This is a genomic window from Psychromonas algicola, from assembly GCF_004378355.1.
Classification (GTDB): domain Bacteria; phylum Pseudomonadota; class Gammaproteobacteria; order Enterobacterales; family Psychromonadaceae; genus Psychromonas.
In genome coordinates this window covers 1-25,240 of sequence record NZ_SNUB01000021.1, presented here as the reverse complement: position 1 = coordinate 25,240, position 25,240 = coordinate 1, and the positions used below count along the sequence as shown (strand labels likewise).

At 36.7% G+C, this 25,240-nt stretch carries 23 protein-coding genes; 15 read left to right on the top strand and 8 right to left on the bottom strand.

The genetic code is table 11. From position 1 onward, the window contains the following. Positions 1-34: 34 nt before the first annotated feature. Positions 35-937, bottom strand: coding sequence for a LysR family transcriptional regulator (locus E2R67_RS11120; RefSeq protein WP_134291034.1), 903 nt, complete (start codon positions 935-937; stop codon positions 35-37). A gap of 93 nt (positions 938-1,030) precedes the next feature. Here E2R67_RS11120 and E2R67_RS11115 point away from each other — a divergent pair, with 93 nt between their 5' ends. The 3 genes from E2R67_RS11115 to E2R67_RS11105 all read left to right on the top strand — a co-directional run bounded on the left by E2R67_RS11115 (position 1,031) and on the right by E2R67_RS11105 (position 3,090). Then, a complete protein-coding gene (locus E2R67_RS11115) occupies positions 1,031-1,510 on the top strand; it encodes a GNAT family N-acetyltransferase (RefSeq protein ID WP_134291033.1) in 480 nt (159 codons plus the stop codon). A gap of 406 nt (positions 1,511-1,916) precedes the next feature. Next, the gene (locus tag E2R67_RS11110) at positions 1,917-2,252 is read left to right on the top strand and encodes a hypothetical protein (RefSeq protein WP_134291032.1); all 336 of its coding nucleotides are present in this window, start codon (positions 1,917-1,919) and stop codon (positions 2,250-2,252) included. 346 nt (positions 2,253-2,598) lie between these two features. After that, positions 2,599-3,090, top strand: coding sequence for an outer membrane beta-barrel protein (locus E2R67_RS11105; protein WP_134291031.1), 492 nt, complete (start codon positions 2,599-2,601; stop codon positions 3,088-3,090). Between the two features lie 239 nt (positions 3,091-3,329). Here the strand turns inward: E2R67_RS11105 and E2R67_RS11100 are convergent, their stop codons facing one another. Continuing rightward, positions 3,330-4,151, bottom strand: a complete 822-nt coding sequence (locus E2R67_RS11100) for a 2-keto-4-pentenoate hydratase (RefSeq protein WP_134291030.1) — start codon at positions 4,149-4,151, stop codon at positions 3,330-3,332. A 352-nt stretch (positions 4,152-4,503) separates the two neighbouring features. Between E2R67_RS11100 and sbmA the strand changes: the two genes are divergently transcribed. Both sbmA and E2R67_RS11090 read left to right on the top strand, forming a co-directional pair. Beyond that, positions 4,504-5,766: a peptide antibiotic transporter SbmA gene (sbmA, locus tag E2R67_RS11095; RefSeq protein ID WP_134291029.1), complete on the top strand. Its 1,263-nt coding sequence runs from the start codon at positions 4,504-4,506 to the stop codon at positions 5,764-5,766. Positions 5,767-5,888: 122 nt separating this feature from the next. Continuing rightward, positions 5,889-7,739: a cation:proton antiporter domain-containing protein gene (locus tag E2R67_RS11090; protein WP_134291028.1), complete on the top strand. Its 1,851-nt coding sequence runs from the start codon at positions 5,889-5,891 to the stop codon at positions 7,737-7,739. A gap of 77 nt (positions 7,740-7,816) precedes the next feature. Here the strand turns inward: E2R67_RS11090 and E2R67_RS11085 are convergent, their stop codons facing one another. From E2R67_RS11085 to E2R67_RS11075, 3 genes are all read right to left on the bottom strand, one after another. Beyond that, positions 7,817-9,160: an MATE family efflux transporter gene (locus E2R67_RS11085; RefSeq protein ID WP_134291027.1), complete on the bottom strand. Its 1,344-nt coding sequence runs from the start codon at positions 9,158-9,160 to the stop codon at positions 7,817-7,819. 227 nt (positions 9,161-9,387) lie between these two features. Next, positions 9,388-9,756 carry a diacylglycerol kinase gene (locus E2R67_RS11080; protein ID WP_134291026.1) on the bottom strand — a complete coding sequence of 123 codons (369 nt, stop codon included), beginning with the start codon at positions 9,754-9,756 and terminating at the stop codon, positions 9,388-9,390. An 18-nt stretch (positions 9,757-9,774) separates the two neighbouring features. Next, a complete protein-coding gene (locus E2R67_RS11075) occupies positions 9,775-11,742 on the bottom strand; it encodes an LTA synthase family protein (RefSeq protein ID WP_134291025.1) in 1,968 nt (655 codons plus the stop codon). Between the two features lie 847 nt (positions 11,743-12,589). On the opposite strand from E2R67_RS11075, the gene E2R67_RS11070 reads away from it, so the two are divergent. The 3 genes from E2R67_RS11070 (at position 12,590) to E2R67_RS11060 (ending at position 13,579) form a co-directional block, all read left to right on the top strand. Beyond that, entirely contained in the window at positions 12,590-12,859 is a 270-nt protein-coding gene (locus E2R67_RS11070; RefSeq protein ID WP_134291024.1) for a bacteriocin immunity protein, read from the top strand. Positions 12,860-13,028: 169 nt separating this feature from the next. Beyond that, positions 13,029-13,250: an SDR family NAD(P)-dependent oxidoreductase gene (locus E2R67_RS11065; protein ID WP_166739373.1), complete on the top strand. Its 222-nt coding sequence runs from the start codon at positions 13,029-13,031 to the stop codon at positions 13,248-13,250. Between the two features lie 11 nt (positions 13,251-13,261). Beyond that, entirely contained in the window at positions 13,262-13,579 is a 318-nt protein-coding gene (locus E2R67_RS11060; RefSeq protein ID WP_134291022.1) for a hypothetical protein, read from the top strand. Positions 13,580-13,671: 92 nt separating this feature from the next. Here E2R67_RS11060 and E2R67_RS11055 read toward each other — a convergent pair whose 3' ends face one another. Continuing rightward, complete coding sequence (locus E2R67_RS11055; protein WP_134291021.1) at positions 13,672-15,309, bottom strand: methyl-accepting chemotaxis protein; 1,638 nt, start codon at positions 15,307-15,309, stop codon at positions 13,672-13,674. 256 nt (positions 15,310-15,565) lie between these two features. On the opposite strand from E2R67_RS11055, the gene mobB reads away from it, so the two are divergent. Further along, on the top strand, positions 15,566-16,117 hold the full coding sequence (gene mobB / locus E2R67_RS11050; RefSeq protein ID WP_134291020.1) for a molybdopterin-guanine dinucleotide biosynthesis protein B: 552 nt from the start codon (positions 15,566-15,568) through the stop codon (positions 16,115-16,117). On the opposite strand, the gene E2R67_RS11045 is transcribed toward mobB, so the two are convergent. Then, positions 16,108-16,845: a tRNA-uridine aminocarboxypropyltransferase gene (locus E2R67_RS11045; RefSeq protein ID WP_134291019.1), complete on the bottom strand. Its 738-nt coding sequence runs from the start codon at positions 16,843-16,845 to the stop codon at positions 16,108-16,110. The genes mobB and E2R67_RS11045 overlap by 10 nt on opposite strands. Positions 16,846-17,056: 211 nt before the next feature. Between E2R67_RS11045 and ansA the strand changes: the two genes are divergently transcribed. The 6 genes from ansA (at position 17,057) to E2R67_RS11015 (ending at position 24,294) form a co-directional block, all read left to right on the top strand. Then, a complete protein-coding gene (gene ansA / locus E2R67_RS11040) occupies positions 17,057-18,076 on the top strand; it encodes an asparaginase (protein WP_134291018.1) in 1,020 nt (339 codons plus the stop codon). A 287-nt stretch (positions 18,077-18,363) separates the two neighbouring features. Beyond that, positions 18,364-19,323 (top strand): sensor domain-containing diguanylate cyclase, encoded by a 960-nt coding sequence (locus E2R67_RS11035; protein ID WP_134291017.1) that lies wholly within the window; start codon positions 18,364-18,366, stop codon positions 19,321-19,323. A 217-nt stretch (positions 19,324-19,540) separates the two neighbouring features. After that, positions 19,541-20,689: an iron-containing alcohol dehydrogenase gene (locus tag E2R67_RS11030; protein WP_134291016.1), complete on the top strand. Its 1,149-nt coding sequence runs from the start codon at positions 19,541-19,543 to the stop codon at positions 20,687-20,689. Positions 20,690-21,172: 483 nt separating this feature from the next. Continuing rightward, positions 21,173-21,580, top strand: a complete 408-nt coding sequence (locus E2R67_RS11025; RefSeq protein ID WP_134291015.1) for a hypothetical protein — start codon at positions 21,173-21,175, stop codon at positions 21,578-21,580. 459 nt (positions 21,581-22,039) lie between these two features. Further along, positions 22,040-23,668 carry a methyl-accepting chemotaxis protein gene (locus tag E2R67_RS11020; protein ID WP_166739372.1) on the top strand — a complete coding sequence of 543 codons (1,629 nt, stop codon included), beginning with the start codon at positions 22,040-22,042 and terminating at the stop codon, positions 23,666-23,668. Between the two features lie 206 nt (positions 23,669-23,874). Continuing rightward, on the top strand, positions 23,875-24,294 hold the full coding sequence (locus E2R67_RS11015) for a hypothetical protein (protein WP_134291013.1): 420 nt from the start codon (positions 23,875-23,877) through the stop codon (positions 24,292-24,294). Between the two features lie 79 nt (positions 24,295-24,373). Here the strand turns inward: E2R67_RS11015 and E2R67_RS11010 are convergent, their stop codons facing one another. Then, a complete protein-coding gene (locus E2R67_RS11010) occupies positions 24,374-25,012 on the bottom strand; it encodes an NAD(P)H-dependent oxidoreductase (RefSeq protein WP_134291012.1) in 639 nt (212 codons plus the stop codon). Positions 25,013-25,240: the final 228 nt, after the last annotated feature.

The window sequence follows — 25,240 nt, the reverse complement described above, 5'->3', positions numbered from 1 at the left end:
AACAATATTAACAACCCAAACAATCCCAACAACCTTACATTAATTCTTTAATGATATTACGTAACCAGTTATGACTGGCTTTGCTGCTGTTTATCTTATGCCAATAGAGGTTGAGCTGATAATCAGGTACTGCTAATGGTGTCTCAAAAATAGTAAGCAATTCTTGTTGAGCGAGTTTTTCTGCCATTAATTTAGGCATGGTTAATAACATGTTGGTGTTTGTTAATGTATAAGGTGCAACTAATAAGCTAGGCAGTTGTAAGGCGATATGACGTGCTTTGTTTATGGCTGCGAGTGACTCATCTACAATACCTTTTTCCTCTCCCCAAGGTGAAATTAATACATGCGGTAACGTTGTGAAGGTTGCTAATGTTAAACCTTGTTTTAAATGTTTATTGTTTTTACAAGCCACAGTGCAATAGCTATCACTAAACCAAGTTTGATGTTCAATTAAATGTGATGCTTCTAATTGATGGCTAAAACCTAGCGCAAAATCTATTTCGCCACTTTCTAATTCTTGTAAGGGGAGTTTTTGTTGTGCAGGGTAAACAATTATTTTTACTTTTGGCGCTATGCTTTGGACCTTTGCAACCAATTTAGGCAATAAGCTAAATTCGGTGTAGTCCGTGGCGACGAATGTAAATTCAAGTTCACTCGTGCTCGCTTCAAATTCCATTGAATCATTTAATGCTGAATGCAATAACGGTAGGGCTGTCGTTAGTTTCTCTGCGATGAGTATTGCTTTATCCGTCGGTTGCATCACATTGTTAATGCGAATAAATAAGGGATCGTCTAAGCGGACTCTAAGGCGAGACAAACCATGACTAAATGCAGATTGGCTTAAGCATACTTCTTTGGCTGCAATACTCACTGAACGATGTCGATATAATGCATCGAATAGGACTAATAAATTTAAATCGATTTGGTGTAGGTTCATTATGCACAGTATACATAATGGCATTAAAAATATGCATTATTATCACAACAAAGATTTCGTTATTATCATTACCTTATTTTTAAGGAGATCATAATGAGCCAGATAAACATTCGAGAAGCGGTTATTAATGATACAAAAACCATTTTGCATTTCATTACCGAATTAGCTATTTACGAAAATGCAGAACATGAAGTGTTAGCGACAGAGCAAACACTTAAAGACACTATTTTTAATGAAAAAGGCCATGTGCATGCATTAATCTGCGAGCATCAAGGTGAAGCGATTGGTATCGCTATTTACTTTTATAATTATTCAACGTGGCTTGCACAACCGGGTTTATATTTAGAAGATCTTTATATTGCAAAAGCTTCTCGTGGATTAGGTGCTGGAAAGTTGTTGCTACAATATTTAGCCAATGTTGCGCTTGAAAATAATTGCGGACGCTTTGAATGGAGCTGTTTAGATTGGAATAAACCATCGCGAGATTTTTATGAAGCCGTTGGTGCAGTTGCTCAAACAGAATGGATTGGGTATCGCTTAAGCGGAAAAGCATTGCTTGATTTTGCTAAATAGTTAGCAAGGTTTCGGGGAAGAGCTTGCCTTGTATCTTCAAATGCTTGATTGTTCGTTGACATTTAAGTGTGTAATATTCTTTGCTTATATTTACTATCCAATTTGGCATTTTTAATGCGGGCAAGAAGTGATCAAAAATCTAATTAATATAATAGCCAGTATATTCTACCTCATATTATCTGTGGGCATGATAATAATTCAAGGTTCTAATCTGAATATTGAATTAGATAATACGCTCGATAATGGATGGTTGATCTGCATATGGGGTAGTATTGCTTTGTTGCTTACTGTTGTTATTCGTTTTTTGTGGTGTAACGTACGCCCAGAGGGAAGAAGGAACCGTAGAAGGCGCGAGTTATATTTAAATAAACCAAAAAGAAATTATTGGCCTTTTATGTGGACATTAATGTTCATATTCCTTCCTTCTAGCATCATTGTAGAAGCTGTGAATTATGGCTTTGCCTCAGATAATGAGATTGTAAAACCTTTTATCATTGTCTCCTTCGAAAAAAGGAGCACAGTTTATAGAGGTGGAGGCAGAGATTACCATGAGATTCATGTAACTGATGGATTAGTTGAGGCGATTGTTTTTGCTAAGAAGGATGCGGTTACAGCTGATTATATGAGTGGCCGAGTTAATGTCTCTATACGTCGTGGTGGTTGGGGGTTTAATATTTATAAGTTGAGCGAAAACTGGAAGATTGAACACTCTAAAAACAGTATTGGACTGCAATTTTTTTAATTCAATAATATCAGGTCGTTAACAATAATACTTTCTTCGTAAAATTTAGATAACATATTTAATGCAATCGGTATAACCAACCAAATTCAATACAGCTACAACCTTACCGCCGTTGATCTTACCAAAGAATAAAATATTAGGGGCAGATTTTTCCGTTTGTCTTTAATCACTAACGCTTTACCCCATCTCCCCACTCTCAATGAACTCTCTCGTCTAAACCGAGTCATAACTATCCTGAGTGGGCGATCTATTTATTAAACGCTAAACCTCAAATCTTCATTTTCCCATTAGTTAACATTTTATTTTTTAAAATAATTAAATGGTTTAACAAAAAATAAGGCACAAAATGACTAATACAATTAAAACGTTAACGGGTTTCCTGTTATTGGCGGCTGTGTATAACCCTGTCTTCGCTGAGACTGAAAAAACACAGATTGAAAAAGACTTGTCGGCATTGGGTGTTAAAGCGGGGGGCGCTTTTGATCAAGGCTTTGGTATTACTGCGCAATTTGATAATAATATTAATGCCTTTATCGGTAACGATGGGGTGTCTGCGGATTACATTTTAAAACAAGGGCCGCTTGATCTTGATGTTGTGGTTAATTGGTATGTTGGTGTGGGTGGTGCAATCAATTGGAGTGACCATGGCCGCAATAACAGTAACGATAATTCCTATTCAGTACGTGTTCCTTTAGGTGTTTCATTACCTTTAGCAACAGGTTGGGATGTTTACGGACAAGCCGCTCCTGATTTAGCATTCATCGATAGACATGATGACAACGACAATGATGTTGAATTTGGTGTCGATTTCGCTTTAGGTGTTCGTTACGGTTTTTAACTATGTCTAGGGTCGTATAGCAAGGGCAATAAAAAAGGAGCACAATGTGCTCCTTAATATTAAACGCGGCTCATGTTGAAGCCGAGCCTTTAGGCATCGTTACAAAATAACTTGCTCTAAATTGTTTCCAAAAAACCTTAAACACTGGCTATTTTGAAAACAAAAGTGCAAGTAATCTTGAAGCCGAGTCTTTAGGCATCGTTACAAAATAACTTGCTCTAAATTGTTTCCAAAAAGCCTTAACCGTTTGAAACAAGTTCCATGCTAAATTTACCTAGGCCAGCAAATTCAACATCTGCTTTTGAACCAACACCCACGTTAATATCATGAACACCTGTGATTGCGCCAGTAGAAGCTAATGTGCCAACTGGAAGTTCTTTACCGTTTGCTTTCATGTGCTCAATTAAGAATTTAACTGCACCGTATGCGCCAACAAAACCTGGTTTTGCTTTAGTTGGACCAAATACGTTGCCATCGATATCGATTGAGATATCAATATCAAATAGATCTACGTTTTTCCAATCTTTGATTTCAGGACCAATAATACAACCTTCGTTAATACCAAAGTCAGAAATAATTGCCATTGAACCAATTTTATTCGCGTTTTGAATCGGTGTACTTGCCATTTCAAAACCAATAAATACGCGGGTAACAACACTTCTGATTTGCTCTTCTGTGATGCCTGTTGCTGGAAGGTGCGAGGTATCCCCTAATTCCATGATGTATTCAACTTCGTATGCACTGTAACCATCTTTAAAAATAGGCATTTTTAGTGGCTCGCTGCCGTCAGTGTATTTCACCATTTTTTTGAAAATTGGGCCACATAAACGAACTGCGTTTAGTTTTTCTTGTAAGTCTGGCGAGATGCCACCGATTTTCCAGCCAACAATTTCATCATCGATTTTGCTGATACTACGATCTTGGATCTTGTAAGCGGCTTCTAATGTCGTCGGTAATTCGCCTGGAAAAGCGGTTAAACCAGTGCTTGTTCTACGTGCTTCAAGTAATTTATCTGAGATTTCTGCGATGTAACTATCTGACTGTGTGTCGATCGACGTCATGGGTAAACCCTCTAATTTTAAGAAATGAATTGCGATATATAGTATTACATTATTCCCTTATTTAAAATAATGTTTAGTGCAAATACTAGCGCGAGTAACGCTTTTATTTTGTGCAAAAGATTCCATATTTACTTATACATAAAGTTAATCATCGTATTAATGTGTTTTATCAATACGACTTCAATTATTCGATTATCTACATGATAAAGATGATAATTATTTGGTGATTGATGTGTATTTGTTTGATTGTCGCTTAAGTTGTGACTGGTTTACACTCGTAATCGGATGTCATTATTTATTTCCCTTTATATAGTGGCTTGATAGCAATCTATTAATATAGAGATAACAAACTATGTTTCGATCCTTTTTCCCCAACCCTAAATTCTTTTTTATTAGTTTTGCTCTCTGGGCGTTAGCCTCTGTTATTGGATGGTATTCCATTATCCAAGATATAGGGAGCAGTTTAAGTTTAGGCTCCTTATTCGGTGTTGATTTCCCTGAAGCATTACTTGAAGGTGCTGATTCTGCCGCTCAAATGGCGTTTACAGAAGCACAACAAAGCGCTTTGGATATTTGGCTCTATCAATACATGTTTTATTGTTACGCTATTTTTGTTGGTATTTGGATGGTGTATGGCGGACAACAATGGAGAAAATGGTCTGTTCTTGGATCTGCATTAATTGTTTTCATCACTTGGTTTCAGGTACAAATAAGCGTGATGTTGAATGAGTGGTACGGTACTTTTTATGATCTTATTCAAAAAGCATTAGCTGAGCCGCATAGTATTACGCTATCTCATTTTTATGGGGAGTTAGCTGGTGTTGCTGTGATCATCGGGGTTGCTGTGACTGTTTCTGTATTTAGCAATTTTTTTGTCAGTCATTACGTTTTTAGATGGCGTACTTCTATGACCACTTATTATAGTTCTAAATGGCAGCAGGTTCGTCACATAGAAGGGGCTTCACAACGTATTCAAGAAGACACCATGCGTTTTGCTACTATTATTGAAAGTTTGGGGGTTAGCCTATTACGTTCTGTTATGACTCTTATTGCCTTTTTACCTATTTTGTGGGGATTGTCCGGTTATGTGAAAGAGCTACCTTTAATTGGTGAAGTGCCACAAGCTCTGGTTTTTGTTGCTATTGTTTGGTCTATCGTGGGAACAGCTTTACTTGCAGCAGCCGGTATTAAACTTCCGGGGTTAGAGTTTAAAAATCAAAAAGTTGAAGCGGCCTACCGAAAAGAATTGGTTTACGGCGAAGATAGTGAAAGTCGTGCTCAACCAGAAACGCTAGCAGATTTATTTGAGAATGTGCGTAAAAATTATTTTACGCTATACCTACATTATGCGTACTTTAATGTGGTTCGTTATGGCTATATCAATGTAGGGCAGTTTGTTCCGCTTATTGTTGTCGCTCCGTCGATCGTGGCAGGTGCATTTACATTAGGTGTGATGCAGCAAGTACTTAATGCATTTAATCAGGTAGAAAACTCTTTCCAGTATTTGATCAATTCTTGGACCACGATCGTAGAATTACTGTCTATCTATAAGCGTTTAAAAGCGTTTGAAGTCACAATCCAACAGCAACAAACATTAAATCTAAATGACGTTTAAATAAGTAGCACTTACGAGCACTCTTTTAATCTAACCCAATATTAATGTCTCGGTGTTAATATTGGGGAATCACAAGCGCGAAAACTAAATCATCCCCTATTTGCTAGTAAAGAGTTAACCCTATGACTTCTTATTTTATCCAAGCTGCTATCTACTTATTTGTTGCGGTATTCTGTGTTTTATTGGCCAAACGATTGGGACTAGGTTCGGTATTAGGTTACCTTATTGCTGGTTTGATCATTGGGCCTATCACTGGAATAGCAGGCGATGAAACGGAGACGATTCAACACTTTGCTGAGTTTGGTGTGGTGATGATGTTGTTTGTGGTTGGGTTGGAGCTTTCACCTAAAGCCTTATGGAATATGAAGCATCAGTTGCTTGGATTAGGTGGACTACAAATTACGTTAACCACTGCCATTATTACTGCGCTTGGTGTGGCTTTAGATTTTCCTTGGCAAACCTCTTTAGTCGTCGGATTGATTTTATCGCTCTCCTCAACGGCGATTGTGATACAGAGTTTTGCTGAAAAATCTTTGAATAAAACCGAAGGTGGTAAAGCCGCATTTTCTATTTTGTTATCGCAGGATATTGCAGTGATCCCTATGCTGGCGATTATTCCTCTGTTAGCTATTCCTGCTTATTTTGGACTGCCAGAAGTCACTACTGTTGTTGCAGAGCATGCTTCGAATATTTCTTTAGTGGATCATTTATCTGGCTTGGAATATGTCGGTGCAATTATTTTGGCAATTACCTTAATTATTGTGTTGGGGCATTATACTTCTAAACCGTTATTTACCTTGATTGCCAAATCTGGCTTACGTGAAATGTATACAGCAACGGCTTTGTTATTAGTTATCGCTATTGCTGCATTAATGAGTGTGGTTGGTTTATCGCCTGCATTGGGGACATTTTTAGCGGGTGTTGTATTGGCAAATAGTGAATTCCGCCACGAGTTAGAAAGTAATATTCAACCCTTTAAAGCGTTATTGTTAGGTTTATTTTTTGTTACCGTCGGTGCCGGCATTAGCTTTGCGGTAGTGTTTGAAAATGCGTTATTGATTGGTAGTTTAACTTTGGCTGTTATTGTCATTAAAGCGCTTGTATTGTTAGCTTTAGCGGTTATTTTTAAAATAAAAAAATCAGATGGTTGGTTATTGGCTTTAAGCTTGGCACAAGCGGGGGAGTTTGGTTTTGTTGTGCTTAGTTTTTCATCTCAAAGTCAGGCATTACCAGAACAGTGGGTGGCAATACTTTCTCCTGTGATCACCTTATCTATGTTTTTCACTCCTTTGCTGTTTATCTTTTATGACAAGGTGATCACTCAACAATATTTAACCAGTCAACAGAAGAAAGAAGCGGATCCTATTGATAAAAAAGGGCAGATTATTATTGCAGGGATTGGTCGTTTTGGCCAAGTCATTAACCGTCTATTAACGGCGCATGGTTTTGAAACCACTGTGATTGACCAATCGACAGCGATTATCGACCGAGTAAAAAGAGTGGATATGCATGCCTATTATGGTGATGCAACTAACTCTGCACTTTTGGATACTGCTGGTATTGAAGATGCCTCGTTATTTGTGATTGCTATTGATGATAAAGAGCGTGTTGTTGATTTAGTTAAATATATTCGACAGTTTCATCCTCATTTACCGATTGTTGCGCGTGCTTATGACCGTGGTCATGCCTATGCTTTGGAAGCGGCTGGTGCGGATCATGTCTTTGTTGAGACTTATCATACCGCGCTGGAAATGGGCAAAAGGGCATTACAATTCTTAGGGTTAGAAGAAAGTCAGGCTGAGAAGTCAAAGGATCTGTATTTCCAAGCAGGTAAAGAGCACCATCAAAAATTGCGTGAAGCTTGGACGAAAGCAAATGAGAAAAGCGATTTGTTTAATAACTATATTGAAATGTTTATCTCATTAGAGAAAGAGATGCGAATTGCGTTACAAAAACGCTTTAATGAAAAATAGAGATAAAACAAAGCCCATTACAACTCTCTGCAATGGGCTTGGTCGTTTTCGTTTTGTGAACGCTTAACTAATTATTATTAGACTAAACTTTTCTTCCATTTTCCACCTAACATGCGGATATGGAAGGGAATACTTTTAATTGTTTCTTCCAATAACGTTAATCCAAATACCCAAACTGCACTTAACTCCCAATATAAAACGAATAAAGCAGATAACGGCAAAATCACAAACCATTGTGTGTAGGCGTGTATTTTAAACACATGTTTTGCATCGCCTCCGGCACGCAGCACATTACCGCAGAAAGTATTGGTGGTGCGGATGAAAGCGATGATGAATAAAATAGGGACAAACTGCCAAAGTGTATCCACGGTTTCTTGTTGTAACTCTGGATAAATGAGTTTAAATAAATAGAACATACTGACATAAGCAATGGCAATCACGATGCCGATATAAAATGAAATTCGCCATGCTTTACTAATGAAGGTATCAAGTAATCCCCATGATTTATTCCCTAATAATTGCCCCACGATAATGCTGGTGGCTTGCGCCCAAGCAGTTGAAAGGTGAGCAGATACTTTTACCCAAGGGCCGATAAGCGTTAACGCCGCAAATTGATTAACACCTAATTTTGCATAAATCAGCATACAAATACTGCCTACAATCACCGCACTTACAAAGGTTCCAGCTATCGGCGTTGCATATTTAAGGTGGTATAAAACGTCTGCTTTAGTTAATTTTGCTGGCTTATTTGCTTGTGTATTCCCTTGTTTAGCTTGTTGTTTTGAATAGAAAGTAAGTAGGAATAAGGTGCGACATAGGATTGCCACAGCAGAGCCCATTGCAGCGCCTACCAAGCCCAATTCAGGAAAGCCCAAGAAGCCATAAATAAGAATGGCACTAATAATCACATTAACTGGAATTTCAACAATATTTGCATAGAAAGGAATACGACTGTTACCTGTCGCATTAAAATATACGGTAATGTTTTGTGAGAACGCAACACCGACAGTCACTAACGAGAAGACTCGTAGGTAATCAAAGGCCATTGCTGCAACGACATCGGCATCAGCAATTACTGCAATAAGATGCTTAGCCACTGTAAAAATTAATAATATACCGATAGCGACAATGGTGACATTAACAAATCGGCCTGAACGAAATCCACGGCTGACCAATTGTGTATTTTTAGCGCCAAATGCTTGTGCTATCACCAACTGTGTACCATTTGAAAACGCAAATAATAAACCAAGAATAATGCCTGCAATACTCGCTGCAATCCCCATTGCTGCCAAAGACTCTTCACCTAAAGGGGTAACAAGGACGGTATCAATTACTAAAATTAGTTGTAATAAAACGGCATTCATACCAATTGGCCATGCAAGGCCAAAGTTCTTTCTCATACTCGGTGCTGTTTGGGTCATGTGTGTCTCTCTGAGGTGCTACTATGATGCTTTTAAGATAACAAACTAAATATGTGCGCATTATATGCCTTTAAATAAGCATTAACTGTTAGGTGAATTACAAAAAAAATAAGATCCTGTGGTTTATAAGAGAGTTGTAGTTATTACTTAAATTCAATAAATGTAAAATAACCGTTTAATGCTTTTGCCTTAAACGGTTATTGAATTGATGATTTACCAATGAATGTTTACCAATAATGGGCCACAAGAACCGTTATCCAAACAAAAGCGACATATAGCAGAGCAATAAAAACGGCTGCGGAGCCGATATCTTTCGCTCTACCGCTTAGCTCATGTTTTTCTGCACCAATTCTATCCACAACCGCTTCAATTGCAGAGTTAATTAACTCAACAATCACAACCAATAATAAGCTCGTAATAAGCAGAATGCGTTCGATATGCGTAACAGGTAAGAGTATCGCTACTATGGAAAGTAATATCGCAGCAATTACTTCTTGGCGAATTGCTGCTTCGTGTGCCCAAGCTGCCTTTAGGCCTTGTAACGAATAACCCGTTGCGGCGATGACTCTGCTAAATCCTGTCTTTCCTGGTTTCATTTAAGATCCTTATTGTCTTTATTTTGGGAGTATTTGGTAAGTTTCTTGCTCGCAATAATAGTCTTTACTAAAAGCGAGGCTACCCCATAATGCATTGGCATGTGCTCGTTTGATGATACTTTCATCTAGTTCTTTGCCCGTTAACGTATCAAGTTTTGCATCGTATTGATAAGTGATTACTTTCTCACCTGGTTCAAAAATAACAACCTCATTATCGTTAGTCATCCAAGCAAAGTTGTTACCACGTTGCATCATTGCTCTTTGTTTCTCAACGGGAACTGATTTTGTTAAATCATGACCAATCATTGGATTTTGACTGCTAATGCCTGCCAACGATAATAGCGTCGGAATTAAGTCGATATTACTTATTAAACGGTTATCACTTTTATGTTCAATTCCTCCACCAAAAATAACACCTGGGATTTTGAAATGACCAATTGGAACCGCTAAAGAACCACTTGCTCTAGAGTCGTGATCAGCTACGGCTATAAAAATAGTGTCGTTCCAATAGTCTGATTTCTTCGCTTTTTCTATAAATTTTCCTAAAGCATAATCTGCATATTTAACTGCGTTTTCTCTTGTTGCGCTAGGCTCGTTATAATGCTCTATTGTATTTTCAGGGTATTCAAAAGGGCTATGGTTTGAAGATGAAAAAACAAGACTAAAGAAAGGTTTCTTCTGCCTTGTTAATGAGGAAAATTGTTGATCTGCTTTATTATAAAGATCTTCATCTGATGCGCCCCATGAGCCAACAAATGATGGTTTTTTAAAGGTAGGTAAATCTTGCATATCTACAAAACCATTGCCTAAGAAGAAGCTTTTCATATTATCAAAATGGCTTTCTCCACCATAAATAAATTGTGTGTGGTATTGCTGCTCTTTTAATAAATGAGCAATAGTGAAGAAGTTGGTTTGGCTTTTACCTAGTTTAACGACGGCGCGTGAAGGTGTAGGAGAAAAACCTGTAGTCATTGCTTCAATACCACGCACAGAGCGAGTGCCTGTTGCGTAAAGACGTTCAAACCCCCAGCCTTCTTGATATAACTTATCTAAATTAGGAGAAAGGTCTTGTCCACCAAGGCTTTTCACATAGCGCGCCCCATGGCTTTCTAATAATAAAATAACAATATTTTTTGACTTGCCTTGGTAAGAAGCAACATGATTAGCAAGCGTTGGATAATCATCGTTAACATAAGCTGCTTGGTCGAGATTGATTGAAGATTTTATTTCCGAAATAATGTTCTCTTCATCCATCTCAGGATAAAAATCCTCAGCACTTTGTTCGCTTTTCATTTGTTTTGCAGCAAAAGCAAGTGAATAAGTTGAGTTGAGTGTAATATCATTAATCAAAGGATCACTTGCAAAAGCTACCATTGCTGGGTTTAACGGGCGGTGACCCAATGTCGATCGTGCGCCAGCCAAACCAATCGCTATTACTAATAAAGCAATCACTGGGCGCCAGTACCATTTTGGGTAGGTGAGGTTTGTGGTAATAGCGCCACTTAATTTCCAGCCAAAAATCAATGTTAGTGTTGAAGCTAATAAACCGATGAACAATTCTGTTTTATAACCCATCCATAACATACTAAAAACTTCTTTAGGGTAAATTAAGTACTCGATGAATAAACGATTTGGACGTAAATCATATTCAATAATGAAAGCAGGAGTAGCTACTTCCATGTAAACAACAAGCCAGAGTCCAATTGTGATCCAAATCCTTAACCCTAAGGTACAAATTCTACCGATAATATGCCCACCTGAAAGTAAGCTAAAAATTAATGAAGGCAAAACAAAAAGGTAACAAACTGAAGCAATGTCTATTCTTAGCCCACTAGTAAAAACACGAATCCACCCATTTGCTTCTGAAACTCTATCTCCTTGCCAAATTGCTAGCCCCAAGCGCGATAAAGTATAGGTAAATAATATAACGATACTTGCTATAACGATGGGATACAGGGGGCCTAACTTATTTTTTAAATGTTGCATTTTTTATGTCTCTTATTTTTAGTCGTTATATTTTAAAATGAGATTTATCTGACCTGTTGATTTGTGTTTTTTTTATTAAAAAAATGTTAACTGATGTAGTTGTTATTGATTTTACATATTTTTTTGTAATAGTTAAGTGCGGCTTTTTATATATGTTACTTAAGTTGCTTTATTTTAGTTTGATCAATAAATTTAAATGTTTGATTTAACTGCTGAATAAAATAGCAACTTATTTAAAGTTGTTTGTTATGCAGAAGCAGTGGCTAAATTATAAAGCTGAGCTGTATATTAATTTTTGAAACTTAAGGTTTACTTAAGAAGTGCTGAAAGTTAACTGAATGTTGATGAAAGCGGAATAATCGCGGACCTTTGCAAATCCGCTAGAGCTGTTAATAATAAGGACTGTTTTACAAAATATTTAAAGTAAATAGAAGCGTAATTATATTGAGTAAATAATTTTCTACATTTTATCTCGTAACTCCTGTAACAAAGTTTGTCTTGCATGTGCTACTCGGACTCGGTGCCCAAATGAGATAATAGTGGATCTCGTTATTATAGGGACTGCAATAAAAATTGTGTAACTGCTTATTTATGATCCTATTATTTGAATATTGATAAACGATTTTATTGTAGAGTTAATTCAACAATCACAATCAATAATAAACTTGTAATTATTAAAGCGAGTAACAGGTAGAGTATCGCAACTATGATAGTGATATAGTAGTAATCATTTTTGGTGAATCGCCGGTTCGAAGATCTTTGTTGACTGTCCTGTAAATTATTATATGGTTGGATTTATTATTTAAATCAAAACTTATAAATTTAACTTAACTGTAAAGAGGAAGTCATGGTTGAAAGGCTTTTACAAAAAACAACATTAAGTGAATATAGTAAAGATGAATTTACGTTATTACTTGATGAAATAATCTCAGCTAAAGGCGGAGATGAGTACCAAGAAAAGTTAATAAAACATTTTTCAAAAATAATTTCACATCCCAGTGGAACAGATCTTATTTTTTGGGCTCCTGATGACGAAGCTAATCCAGCGGCAATTATCAAAAAAATCGAAGAACATTGCAGAGAAAATGAATTAGCGTCTTTTAAAGTATCAATATAGGGAAAACAGCATTAGTCGCCGGCGGAAATAAAGTCATTGGTTTAGAGGCTACACGCGTACTGATTGAATTAGCTTATAAAGTGTTTGTGGCTGAACGAACGTTTGATGATTGTGCACTTTTAAGTTCTGAAAATGTTATTCAAAAGCAATTCGATTTAACCCAGTTGAATTGATTCCTAAGTTAGTCTCTGAAATTGGTGAGCTTGACATTTTGATGAATAATGCGGGCTTAATGCATGCGATTCCCTTTGATGACTACCCTCAAGATAAATTAAATCAAATGCTTAAATTGAACATTGAGGTGTCTGTTGCATTGATAGGTGAAGTATCAAAGGGCATTGTTAAAAAGGGCTATAGTCATATTGGGAATAATGGTTCGTTCCCACGTTAATTGGAGTTGTTATGAAATATTTTTTGTTGTTTTTAGTGATTGCGGGAGCTTATATTTATTATGAGAGAAGTCGAGCTTGGAATGATGCTGACTTAGAAGGGTTAGTTATTGAAAAAAATGAAGATCTTTGTGTGATGCCAGAGTTACTTGAACAATATAATATTACACCAACGCAATGTGAAGAAGCTTTCACTGCTAATATCGATTATTGTTTAGCGCAAACAGAGCAAAAATTTCCCGGTGAAGAGTTTGAGTCTAAAGCTGAAATTCTTGAAGCCTTTAATCAAACATTAAATTGCATTGTAGTGAATATGGAAAGAGTAGAGTAATTAGTCGACTTATAACTTGAGTGCAACAGTTATAGAAAAGGCCGTTATATTGAAAAATATAACGGCCTTTTTGTTATGACTATAAGGTTAGTTTAAACTTTAAAGGTTTTAATTAAGTCGGTTAATTGAACACCTAACTTACTCACTTCGTCACTTCCTGAATTAATTTCTACTGAGCGATCCGTTGATTCTTCAGATAACTGAGCAATCGCCGTCACTCTTTCATCAATTTCTTGTGTCACTGTCGATTGCTCATTAGATGCCGTTGAAATATGATGATTCGCATCAGAGATAGAAATAATCGCATCTGCAATTGAATCTAAAGAGTCGCTAGCTGCATTCGCTTGTGTCACCGCACCTTCTGCGATGTCAGCACTTTTAGACATCGCACTTACCGCTTCATTGGCTTTATTTTGTAGTTGCGCAATGATTTCATTAATTTCAAGTGTGGCAACTTGTGTTCTACCTGCTAAGGTTCTCACTTCATCTGCAACCACCGCGAAACCGCGTCCTTGTTCGCCTGCTCGTGCGGCTTCAATCGCGGCATTTAAGGCTAGTAAGTTAGTCTGTTCCGCAATCGCTTCAATGACCGATAAAACAGAGTCGATGGATGCACATTCGTTATTTAATTCTGTAATAACAGTGGTGGCACCAGTTATCTCTCCTGATAACTCTTGTACTGAATTAACTGATTTATTAAAGATTGATTTACTTGTTTTTGCTTCAGCACTTGCGCCTTCAGCTAAATTAGCTGCTGTTTGTGCGCTGTTTGCGATTTCATTAATGGTACTTAGCATTTCATTTGAAGCTGTCGCAATTTGTGCCGTCTCTGCATTTTGTTGCTGATTACTTTGTAATGATTTTTGCGCTAATGCAGATAAATTCAGTGATGAGACTTTGATCGATTCTGCTGATTCTTGAACTTTCTCAACAACCCCTTGAATTTTTGTAATAAACTCATTGAATGAATGCGAGAGCTTAGACATTTCATCATTACCGTTAATAGGAAGGCGTTGCGTTAAATATCCCTCTCCTTGTACTAAATCGCCAAGCGCTTCAGTGGTTCTTTTGATCGGAGCGATAACGCTACTACCAATTAAGAATGAAAGAATAATAATAAGAAAGGTGATCACCACAACTTCAATAAGAAGTCCTTGTACCGAACTCCACATCGATGCTTTTACATCATCAATATAAATGCCTGTACCCAATACCCACTTCCATGGTGTGAAGCCTTTTACATAAGAAATTTTTTCAACGGGTTGATCATTGCCTGGTTTTTCCCATAGGTAATCAACCACGCCACCTTCTGGTGTTTTTTTAATTAGATTGACGAATTCAGTAAAGAGAAGTTTTCCATTTGGATCTGCTAGCTTAGATAAATCTTTGCCATTCAATGATGGCTTGACCGCATGCCCAATCATAACCGCCTTCATATCATTGATCCAAAAGTAATTACCATTGTCATATCGTATTTTCATCACAGCGGCAATCGCTTCTTGTTTGGCTTGCTCTTCTGTTATTTTTCCATCTTTAAAATCTTTATAACTAGCGTCTATAAGGCTATGTGCGACTTCAACTAAATGTTGGGTCTGCTGTTGTTTTTCAGAGAGTAAAATTTCATTGGTTTGTATTAATGATTCAGCAGCAATCGCTAACATACCTACTAACCCTAATACGGCTAAGATAACTAACCTAACTTTGATTGAATAATGGTTTAATATTTTCATAACATACCTGTTTTTCTTATTATTAATTTAATGGCAAAATAATCTTATTAATCTCTATTTAGCTTAAATAGAGTAGTATTAAGTGGTAAAGATGAAAGTATTTGCGTTTGAATTCGAGAGTCATTCCTTGTATTAACAAATAATTAACATGGAAATGAGCGTTTCATCATATAAATAAACTTATCCGCTAAAGTCTTTAAACTTTTTTTTATAATGTGGTTATAAAGCTTCCTTCATTCGTTTTTAAGGTTAAATCATGTCTTCTGTTATTTCATTACCTGTGCCTTTATTGGGATTTTCTGCCTATAGTGGAACAGGTAAAACAACGCTTTTAGAAAAAATTATTCCTTTGTTAGTTGAGCAAGGTTTAAAAGTGGCTTTGGTGAAGCATAGCCATCATGATATTGAAATGGATAAACCAGGAAAAGACAGCTACCGATTACGTAAAGCAGGGGCATCACAGGTTGTGTTAGCGGGAACACATCGTTCTATTTGCTTTCATGAACATAAGCCGCATGATAGTGACCTTAGCGAACAGCTTGCTTTGTTAAATATGCAGGAATTGGATTTAGTGCTGGTGGAAGGATATCGAGATCAGGATTTTCCTAAAATTGAATTGCATCGAAATGAACTAAACAAACCTTTTCTTTATCCGCAAGATAACCAAATTATTGCTTTGATATGTGATTTAACCACTCAGCAGAATATTAATAATGGAGTGATTGAATGTGATTTGCCTTTATTTGATTTCGATGCCTTAAATTTACTCACTGAGTTTATTATAAAGTATGTCGCAGATTATAAATGAGCTAAAGCGCGAGTCAGTGCATGCTGACTGCTTTCTTCTGTTAACTGTTGGCGTGACTTCCCAAGTAAATAATTTTCTTTAAAAGTTGAAAAGAATAATGCTAATAAATCGGCATTTTTTTGCTCACCAATGGAGGCCAATACTAAGCTTGCTACTTCTGCCGTTGCGAGTTGATTCTCTTTAGTCGCTTTTCGAACTAGATACTGAGATAGTTTTTCAGGAGAAAAAGAAAGCACGGGTAAAGTATCTAGATAAGGGCTTTTACGGAACATTTTTTTAGCTTGTGCCCAAGTACCGTCTAATAGAATAAACAAAGGGCGTTTATTACCGACAGAGGTGTCTGGTTGTGCTATCGCAGATTGTGTTAAGACCCTTTCTACCTGAGTATATTCTTCAGGAAATACCACAATAGGTTGCCATTTGGGATCATTAACCAAAGCTAACATACTTTCATTAGGCTCGGTTCTTGACCAAATATAAGCAAACGTATCTGGAATTAAGTCTGCAATTAATCGACCTGTATTGCTCGGTTTTAATATTTCATCGTCGTACATCAACAATAAAAAAGCACTTTGTGTTTTAACCGTTTTTTTAATTGAACAAATACAAAGGTAGGGTAATAACATGCAGTGTTTACAACGTGAAATACTACCACCACGCGCTAGAAATGGACGTGTGCTTTGACTCAGACGGTGATCATATAATTTGTGAACAGCATGGATACGCATTGTTTACTCATTTTATAAATGCTGTTCAAGGATGCTTGAACTTAAAGATTGAATGCTCAATTGATATGGCGCTTATAATAACAAGTTAGGTGCAATTGAGGAAAGTAATGTTTTTAGAAAACATTTTGTTACTTATGTTTTAACGCATTACTTCAAAGACTTTGATATGGTTAAATACAATTTATAAATTAACTTATGCAACGAGAACCTAATGGCTAATAAAAAACGTATTTATATCGCTTATACAGGCGGGACTATTGGGATGAAACCTTCGCAAAATGGTTTTGTGCCTGTTGCTGGTTATTTATCTGAAACCATTAGCAATATGCCCGAATTTTATCATGATGATATGCCTGAGTTTGAGATCCACGAATATGAACCGCTCATTGATTCTGCTGATATTTCCCCTCAAGCTTGGCAAGGCTTGGCTGAAGATATTCAACAAAAATATCAAGACTTTGATGGTTTTATTATTTTGCATGGTACCGATACTATGTCTTACAGTGCTTCTGCACTTTCTTTTATTTTTGAAAGCTTAAGTAAACCAGTGATAATTACTGGTTCACAAATACCACTTTCACAATTACGTTCAGATGCGCGTGCTAACTTATTAAACTCGCTTTATATTGCTGCACATTATCCTATTAATGAAGTCTGTATCTTTTTTAATAATCAATTATTTAGAGGAAATCGAACCACTAAGCAACATGCCGATGGTTTTAGTGCTTTTGTGTCGCCTAATTATCCTATTTTATTAGAAGCGGGCATTGAAATAAAAAATGTAGCAGGCAAAAAACAGAAAACAGTTAATACACGCTTAACCATTGGAAAAATAGAAAAACAGTCTATTGCGATACTTCACCTTTTTCCTGGACTCGATTGGCAAGTGTTAGACAACTTATTAAAAAGCCCATTGCAAGCTTTGGTTTTATTAACCTATGGTGTAGGCAACGCACAGCAAGATCCGCAATTATTAAATACTTTAAAAGAAGCCAGTGAACGCGGGATTTTAATTGTAAATTGCAGCCAATGCTTAAAAGGCAGTGTCAATATGGAAGGCTATGCAACAGGTCATGCGTTGAGTGAAGTCGGTGTGATTAGCGGTTTAGATATGACCACTGAAACTGTGATTGCAAAGCTACATTATTTACTCAGCCAAGATCTAGCGGTGAACGTCATCAAAGAATTATTAACCACTGATTTACGAGGTGAGCTTAGTAAACCTGCATAATGTTTATATTCAATTCTGGAGTGGTGAAATAAGCTGACTTTTTTATTTTATTTCACCGATTCGCTCTACCTTCTTATCTACTTTAAAATGGATAATTATTTATTATCTATATCAGTACAAAAAATAAACAAGTTATACCACACACTTTCTGTATAAAAAACGTACAAAAATAAACTGTGTAGGTTATTCTTCCTCTGTTTAAGCTCAGTAATTCCACTGAGTGCTGGTTTTGCATCGTTCTTATCATAAACGACTAGTCAATCGTTTTATAAAGGAGGTTAGTAAACATGAATTTAGAGGAGCTTGATTTCATTAAAACGTTTCAGCATCTAAATTGCTGCGCGTTTATGAAAGATAAAAACGGTCATTATACTTTTGCCAATGATGCTGCTTGTAAAGCTTTTTCTGTTGAAAGAGAGGCGATCATTGGTCGATCTGATAGCGATCTATTTGTTGTACTCCCCGACCAGCACAACGTCAAAAAAGAAATAAAAGCCCTGCAAGGTAAACTCGTTAGTAGAGTTGAAAAAAAACAAATGAAAGATGGAGAAATTAAACATTATCAAAGTGTTCGCTCGCCTATGTATTCAAAAAATGGGGAAGTAGTGGGTCTGATTGGCATTGAAATCGATATTAGCGATACCATCGACAAATGTAATAGTTTACAAGAGCTTGCATTACGAGATGCGGTCACTGGATTATATAATCGACGCTTTCTAGAGGCGCAATTAACCGCTGAAGTTTCTTTACACCACAGAAAAAAACAACCTCTTTCCCTCATTATGCTAGATATTGATGACTTCAAAACGATTAATGATCAATATGGTCATGAAATTGGAGATGATGCGCTCGTTATTGTTAGTCAACTGATTCAGCAGGCTTTGCGTAGTGAAGATATTTGCTGCCGTTTTGGTGGAGATGAATTTTCTATATTATTGCCTTTTACTGAGCAGCCTAGAGCTTTTTTATTAGCTGAGCGCATTAGAGAGTTAGTTTCTCAACACTTATTTACAGCAAATAATGGGGGGCGTTTTACTGTCAGTATTAGTCTTGGTGTTGGATGTTTATCTGAAAACATGCAATCAGAGGATCTTAAACGCAGTGCGGATCAAGCGCTTTTAATGGCGAAAAAACAACATAAAAATAATTGTTTAGTAAGCTGTAACCTTAAAGGAAAAATAGTGTCTTGTTATCAAGAATGCTCTCCTGCTTTATCTGCTTGTCCATTATTAAAAGAGGTGAACTAAAATCTTATTATTCTGTCTGTAAATAACACTTAAACTCAACAATAGCTTGGTTTTTAAGCGAATCAGTAAAAGCCTAGAGTAATCTTGTTTTAAGTATTTCAAGATGAAAATAATAGGCGTACCATTGATCTATTAATACATGATCCATATATACAAACTATTCGTATTAAGTGTGCATTTGTATTATTCATTTTTATCGATTTATTAAGGACCCCCCATGAACTTTAGTTATGTAAATCCAACAAAAATCCAATTCGGCCAAGGCCAAATTGCAAGCATTAAAGATCTTATCACTCAATCTTCAAAAGTACTGGTTATGTACGGTGGTGGATCAATCAAAAAGAATGGCGTTTATCAGCAATTAAGTGACGCGTTAAGCGGACATCAGTGGATTGAATTTAGCGGCGTAGAGCCAAATCCAACTGCAGAGCAGTTAGAGCAAGCAGTTATTATGTGTAAAACTGAAGACATTGACTTTATTGTTGCCGTTGGCGGTGGTTCAGTGATTGATGGTGCAAAATATGTTGCAGCAGCAGCGTGCTACGAAGGTGATGGTTGGGACATTTTAATTGGCCAACATGCCATTCAAAAAGCCATTCCATTGGGCGCTATTTTAACTTTACCTGCAACGGGATCTGAATCGAACTCAGGTGCCGTGATCACTAAAGCTTCAACAAAAGACAAACTTCCGTTTATGCATCCTTTAGTACAACCTAAATTTGCAGTCATGGATCCTGATGTAATGAAAACATTACCAGAGCGCCAGTTAATTAATGGTTTAGTTGATGCATGGGTACACGTTTGTGAGCAATACTTAACCACTGCTGCAGGTAACATGGTGCAAGATGGTTACGCTGAAACTTTACTGAAAAATCTATTGGCTCTTGGTAAGGATTATGCAAACCGAGATAATGACCAATGGCGTGCAAACTTAATGTGGACTGCAAACCAAGCATTAAATGGTTTAATCGGAGCGGGTGCGGCACAAGATTGGGCAACACATATGATTGGTCATGAATTGACTGCTTTATACCACGTTGATCATGCGCGTTCTTTAGCGATTGTTCAGCCTTCATTGTTACGTAATCAAGCTGCGAATAAAGCGCAAAAATTGAAACAAATGGGAATGAACGTATTTGGACTCGCTGATAGCGAAACATTAGTAGCAGATACGATCAATGCAATCGAAGCCTTCTACGTTAGCTTGAATGTACCAGTGCAATTAACTGAGCACACTAATGCTAAAAGTGAAGCGATTGAAGATATTATCAAGCAACTCGAAAAGCACGGCATGGTTGCTCTAGGTGAGTCACAAGCGATCACACTAGATGTTACACGCGCTATCTTAGAAGAAGCTGTCGCTTAACTTTGAGTGATATAGTTGGCTCAATAGTAAGTAGATAAATTTATTTTTGTCATTATTTTAAAACCTCATTAGCCTAGCTGATGAGGTTTTTTTTCATCTATTATTTGCTTGAATATACTTACTTGGTTATTAATACCAATCATAGTAAGTAACTGATCTATTTTACTTGTTAAAATAACTTATTTTTTTGTTGTTCAACTTACGCCTCAAACTAAGCTATTTTTCCAGCGCAAAATTTAGAGCAGTTATTTAATACAATTGGTATAAGGCTGTCAGTTAAAGTAAGCGGCAAAAAAAGGATATAAAAGCTTCGATCTTGCCGCTTTTTATATTAGCTTTGCCACATTGTGTTTCTATTAAGTTATTGTTTTTTAATTGGTTATTTGATGATCTTTAGTTGGCATCGTAATTGCTTTTAACTTGTTATCTATAACTTGTCAGTATGAATTGTTTTATCTGGCACATAAACCAAGGAATATCATTATGATTAAAAGTGAAATGGCAGTAAATGCGCAAGCAAGTGCAGAAACCAATCAATTTGTTTTAAATAGTTTAGGTCTTGAAGAGCACGAAGGTCATATTCAATATATGGTTATTAAAAGTAAATTCTCTCAAGAAGAGATTTATTGTGCGATAGCTGGCGGTCAAGTGACTGATACTGATATCAACCTAACACCGGTTGGCACTGGTGCTTATGAAGCGCTTTGTTCTATTCCTGGTGATGAAGTCGCAATGTATGCATTAAGCGAAGATGATGACGTGATGGCTGAACAAATCCCAAGTATCATTGCACAGCACAAAACAGGTAGCCGACTTTGTTTTGTAAGCGACAATCTTGTTGAACGTCAAACGCAAATTTTAAATGCTTTTGCATTAGATAACGCTGCATAATAAGCAGCGTCATTCTTTGCTCCATAGCAATTCCTAACAATAGGGCTTAGTAAATTAGAGTGAAGCGAAGTGCTATACCACATAGCGTACCAGCTAACAGAGTGGAAACATAAAGCATAAACAAAAGTCATTGCTATAACAGCATCAAACTGTGATGCTGTTTAGTTTAAATTTCCTTAATCTTCAACCTTGTTGTATCTCGTTTATTTGATAGCAACAAATTAACTTAAACTTCATTCTTTTCATTGTGTAAGTCCATTTATAGCTCACAGACACGATGAAAAGTGCATGCAAAATAAAAGTTTGAGTCTATAGTTGTATTTCATCCTAGTAAAAAAACATTAATATCAGCAATATGTAAAACTTTTTATGGCTAAATTGATATTTTTTTACTTATGATTTTTTACACGAACGTGTACTGTTATCTCTCTCTATTTTGTAATGGGCAATAGATCTATCATGAAATCAAAATTTTCAATAAAAAGTAAGCTTATTAGTGGCTTCGGTTTAATTCTTTTTGGTGTTTTATGGACGGGTGCTGAAAGTATTACCACCATGTATAGCCTTTCTGGATTTACTGAGAAAATGTACAAGCATTCGCTTACTGCTATGCAAGGCTCATTGCAAGCTAACAATGCTATCATCAAAATTGATCGCAGCATGAAAGAAATGGAATTAGCTGAAGGTAATGCCGCAATAAAGAAAACGGAAACGGATATTGACCTTTACAGTGGTGAAGTTTCAACGCAGTTAAATATTGTCAAAGACGCTATTTTAGGCGATCAAGGTGAAGTTTTAATTACCGATACAATTAAATCTTATCAAAGTTGGGGAGCAACTCGTAAGAGTATTGCTAAGTTGATGGCGTCAGGCGAACAGAATGATGCCATCACTAAAGCGAAAGCTGCCGAAGTTTCACAACTGAAAGCACTATCACAACAAATGTCTGCATTAACAGAATACGCTTCTGAGTCAGCGAAAGGTTTTCATGATCAAGCTAAAGCGACTTATCACTATGTATTGATTTGGATAATCAGTACTATTTTTGTGCTTTTTGTTCTTTGCATTACCATTGCTTACTTCTTAATTAAACATATTACTCAACCGCTTAATGGCTTACAGAAAACAATTAACCATATTGAATCGCATTCAGATTTAACGCATAAAACACAAATACATCGGCAAGATGAATTTGGTTCAATTAGTATGTTGTTTAATTCCATGATTGAAAGTTTCAATCGAGCCATCGGTAAAGTAGCCGATTCATCTGTTGAAGTGTCAAAAGCTGCGGAGCATACCGCTAAAATTAACGTTGCGGCTCGCGATAGTATTGCTTCGCAAAATGATCAGTTACATCAATTAGCCGCATCAATTGAAGAAATGTCAGCTTCAATTGCAGAGGTTGCAGGTAATACAACATTAGCCGCAGAGTCTGCTGATAATGCAAGAAAAGAAACCTTATTAGGCGCAGATCTTGTGCTTAAAACATCACAAAAAGTGAATGATGTTAACCAAGAATTCTCTGGTGTAAGAGATAGTGTTAAACAGCTTGAAGAAAAAGGGCAAGAAGTCACAGCCGTATTAGATGTGATTAAAAGTATCGCCGATCAAACTAACTTACTCGCTCTGAACGCGGCAATCGAAGCCGCTCGTGCCGGTGAGCAGGGGAGAGGCTTTGCCGTTGTAGCTGATGAAGTTCGTACGCTGGCTTTACGCACGCAAGATTCAACATCTGAAATTGAGAAAATGTTAGGGTTGTTCTCTACTGAAATCGAGCGCGCAGTTAGTGCAACCGATAGTGGGCAAGAAAAAGTCGCTGAATGTGTAGAGCAAGCCAAACAAGCAACGGAATCATTAACTAACATTACTAATGCTGTTGAAACCATTCTTGAAATGTCTCAACAAATCGCAAGTGCAGCAGAACAACAAAGCGAAGTTACAGGCGAAGTAAGTGTTTACATTACCACTATTTCAGAAGCGTCTAGCGAAACATTAAATAACGTTAATGAATCTAATACAGCCATGGCTCAGCAGAGTAAAATGGCCGATGAATTAAAAGGATTAGCAAGCAAGTTTATCCACAGCTAGAGTGTTATCAATGAATCATACTGCTAACCAGAGTCTTTTTAACAAAAGGCTCTGGTTATCTTTTTAATATTTTAACTCTCCAACCCCGAACATGTAAAAACTCTGCATATGCTTTATCATACCTTCACCATTCTAAAATCAGCTTAGACTATGAATATTATCCATTGCGCTCATTCCTTGACTGTGATTAAGCTTCTGAGGAATTAATGAAATACCTTGTTATTGCTTTATTAATGCTTTCGCCATTTGCTCATGCAGAAAAAATTGCTGCTTTTACTTCAGATGGTTGCAGTGCTTTTCCTGATGGAACTCTCCAAGAAAATGATTTATGGCTTGCTTGCTGCACAAGCCATGATATCGCCTACTGGCAAGGTGGAACATCAAGGCAAAGATTAGCTGCAGATAATCAACTAAAACAGTGTGTTGCTGCTGTTGGTAAACCGAACATTGCCGCGCTTATGTTAAAAGGTGTTCGAATTGGAGGTTCCCCCTATATCCCTACTTCTTTCCGATGGGGTTATGGATGGGATTTCTTTCGAGGATATCAAGCATTAACGGTTGATGAAAAAGAGCAAATTAAAGCAATGGGAATAAAATTAAACAAAGAAATTCAGAGTGAAGAATAGGGCAACTTTATTACCTTAAAAAAAACGCTAGCGACTATGCTAGCGTTTTTACAAGATTTTACATAAATAATGTAAAAGCTTATTTCATTTCAGTAATAAATTTTTCGCTTGAACGGCGTACTTTTTTCAAGTCTTTTAACCAATCACCTTCTTCAGCACGGTAGCCTAATGGCAATAGGATAACAGAACGTAAACCACGTTCTTTTAAGCCTAAGATCTCATCCACTTTTTCAGGATCAAATCCTTCCATTGGCGTACAGTCAACGCCTTCTTCAGCTGCAGCGATTAATGCTGTACCTAAACCAATATAAGCTTGGCGAGCGGCATGTTGGTAATTAACTTCAGCATCACGAGGTGGGTAAGTGCTTAAAATCATTTGGCGGTAATCTTCCCAACCCTGGTTTTTAAAGCCACGTTCATCATTAACAAGATCGAACATTTCATTAATACGATCTTCAGTATAATTATCCCATGCAGCAAATACTAATAGATGTGAGCCATCTGTAATTTGCGCTTGGTTCCATGCATGAGGAACAATTTGCTCACGTAATTCATTATTTGTTACAACAAAAACTTCGTAAGGTTGTAAGCCACTAGATGTTGCAGTAAGACGAGTCGCTTCTAGAATACGGTCTAATTTATCTTGTTCAACAGTTTTAGTTGGATCCATTTTTTTGGTCGCATAGCGCCAGTTTAATTTATCTATCAAAGTGGACATTTAAATTTCCTTAAAGGGAGGGGGTTTCTATAATATGGTGTTATTTCGAGGTTATTCAAGTGCTTGTTTTGATTTTATATTCATGGTTTAGTGAGAATAGATATTTATGACCCTGTAAATAATTCTGTGTAATTACCATTTTTACAGATGTTTTTTCAAGCGGTCTTCAAACTCTATTATAAACCGATTCATGGCAGCTCTCCAACTATGGATCGGTTTTGACCATTT

Bases quoted from the DNA above. Each gene is read 5' to 3' on its own strand.
- E2R67_RS11120 (WP_134291034.1), bottom strand. From the start codon at position 937: ATGAACCTACACCAAATCGATTTAAATTTATTAGTCCTATTCGATGCA.
- E2R67_RS11115 (WP_134291033.1), top strand. From the start codon at position 1,031: ATGAGCCAGATAAACATTCGAGAAGCGGTTATTAATGATACAAAAACC.
- E2R67_RS11110 (WP_134291032.1), top strand. From the start codon at position 1,917: ATGTTCATATTCCTTCCTTCTAGCATCATTGTAGAAGCTGTGAATTAT.
- E2R67_RS11105 (WP_134291031.1), top strand. From the start codon at position 2,599: ATGACTAATACAATTAAAACGTTAACGGGTTTCCTGTTATTGGCGGCT.
- E2R67_RS11100 (WP_134291030.1), bottom strand. From the start codon at position 4,151: ATGACGTCGATCGACACACAGTCAGATAGTTACATCGCAGAAATCTCA.
- sbmA (WP_134291029.1), top strand. From the start codon at position 4,504: ATGTTTCGATCCTTTTTCCCCAACCCTAAATTCTTTTTTATTAGTTTT.
- E2R67_RS11090 (WP_134291028.1), top strand. From the start codon at position 5,889: ATGACTTCTTATTTTATCCAAGCTGCTATCTACTTATTTGTTGCGGTA.
- E2R67_RS11085 (WP_134291027.1), bottom strand. From the start codon at position 9,160: ATGACCCAAACAGCACCGAGTATGAGAAAGAACTTTGGCCTTGCATGG.
- E2R67_RS11080 (WP_134291026.1), bottom strand. From the start codon at position 9,756: ATGAAACCAGGAAAGACAGGATTTAGCAGAGTCATCGCCGCAACGGGT.
- E2R67_RS11075 (WP_134291025.1), bottom strand. From the start codon at position 11,742: ATGCAACATTTAAAAAATAAGTTAGGCCCCCTGTATCCCATCGTTATA.
- E2R67_RS11070 (WP_134291024.1), top strand. From the start codon at position 12,590: ATGGTTGAAAGGCTTTTACAAAAAACAACATTAAGTGAATATAGTAAA.
- E2R67_RS11060 (WP_134291022.1), top strand. From the start codon at position 13,262: ATGAAATATTTTTTGTTGTTTTTAGTGATTGCGGGAGCTTATATTTAT.
- E2R67_RS11055 (WP_134291021.1), bottom strand. From the start codon at position 15,309: ATGAAAATATTAAACCATTATTCAATCAAAGTTAGGTTAGTTATCTTA.
- mobB (WP_134291020.1), top strand. From the start codon at position 15,566: ATGTCTTCTGTTATTTCATTACCTGTGCCTTTATTGGGATTTTCTGCC.
- E2R67_RS11045 (WP_134291019.1), bottom strand. From the start codon at position 16,845: ATGCGTATCCATGCTGTTCACAAATTATATGATCACCGTCTGAGTCAA.
- ansA (WP_134291018.1), top strand. From the start codon at position 17,057: ATGGCTAATAAAAAACGTATTTATATCGCTTATACAGGCGGGACTATT.
- E2R67_RS11035 (WP_134291017.1), top strand. From the start codon at position 18,364: ATGAATTTAGAGGAGCTTGATTTCATTAAAACGTTTCAGCATCTAAAT.
- E2R67_RS11030 (WP_134291016.1), top strand. From the start codon at position 19,541: ATGAACTTTAGTTATGTAAATCCAACAAAAATCCAATTCGGCCAAGGC.
- E2R67_RS11025 (WP_134291015.1), top strand. From the start codon at position 21,173: ATGATTAAAAGTGAAATGGCAGTAAATGCGCAAGCAAGTGCAGAAACC.
- E2R67_RS11020 (WP_166739372.1), top strand. From the start codon at position 22,040: ATGAAATCAAAATTTTCAATAAAAAGTAAGCTTATTAGTGGCTTCGGT.
- E2R67_RS11015 (WP_134291013.1), top strand. From the start codon at position 23,875: ATGAAATACCTTGTTATTGCTTTATTAATGCTTTCGCCATTTGCTCAT.
- E2R67_RS11010 (WP_134291012.1), bottom strand. From the start codon at position 25,012: ATGTCCACTTTGATAGATAAATTAAACTGGCGCTATGCGACCAAAAAA.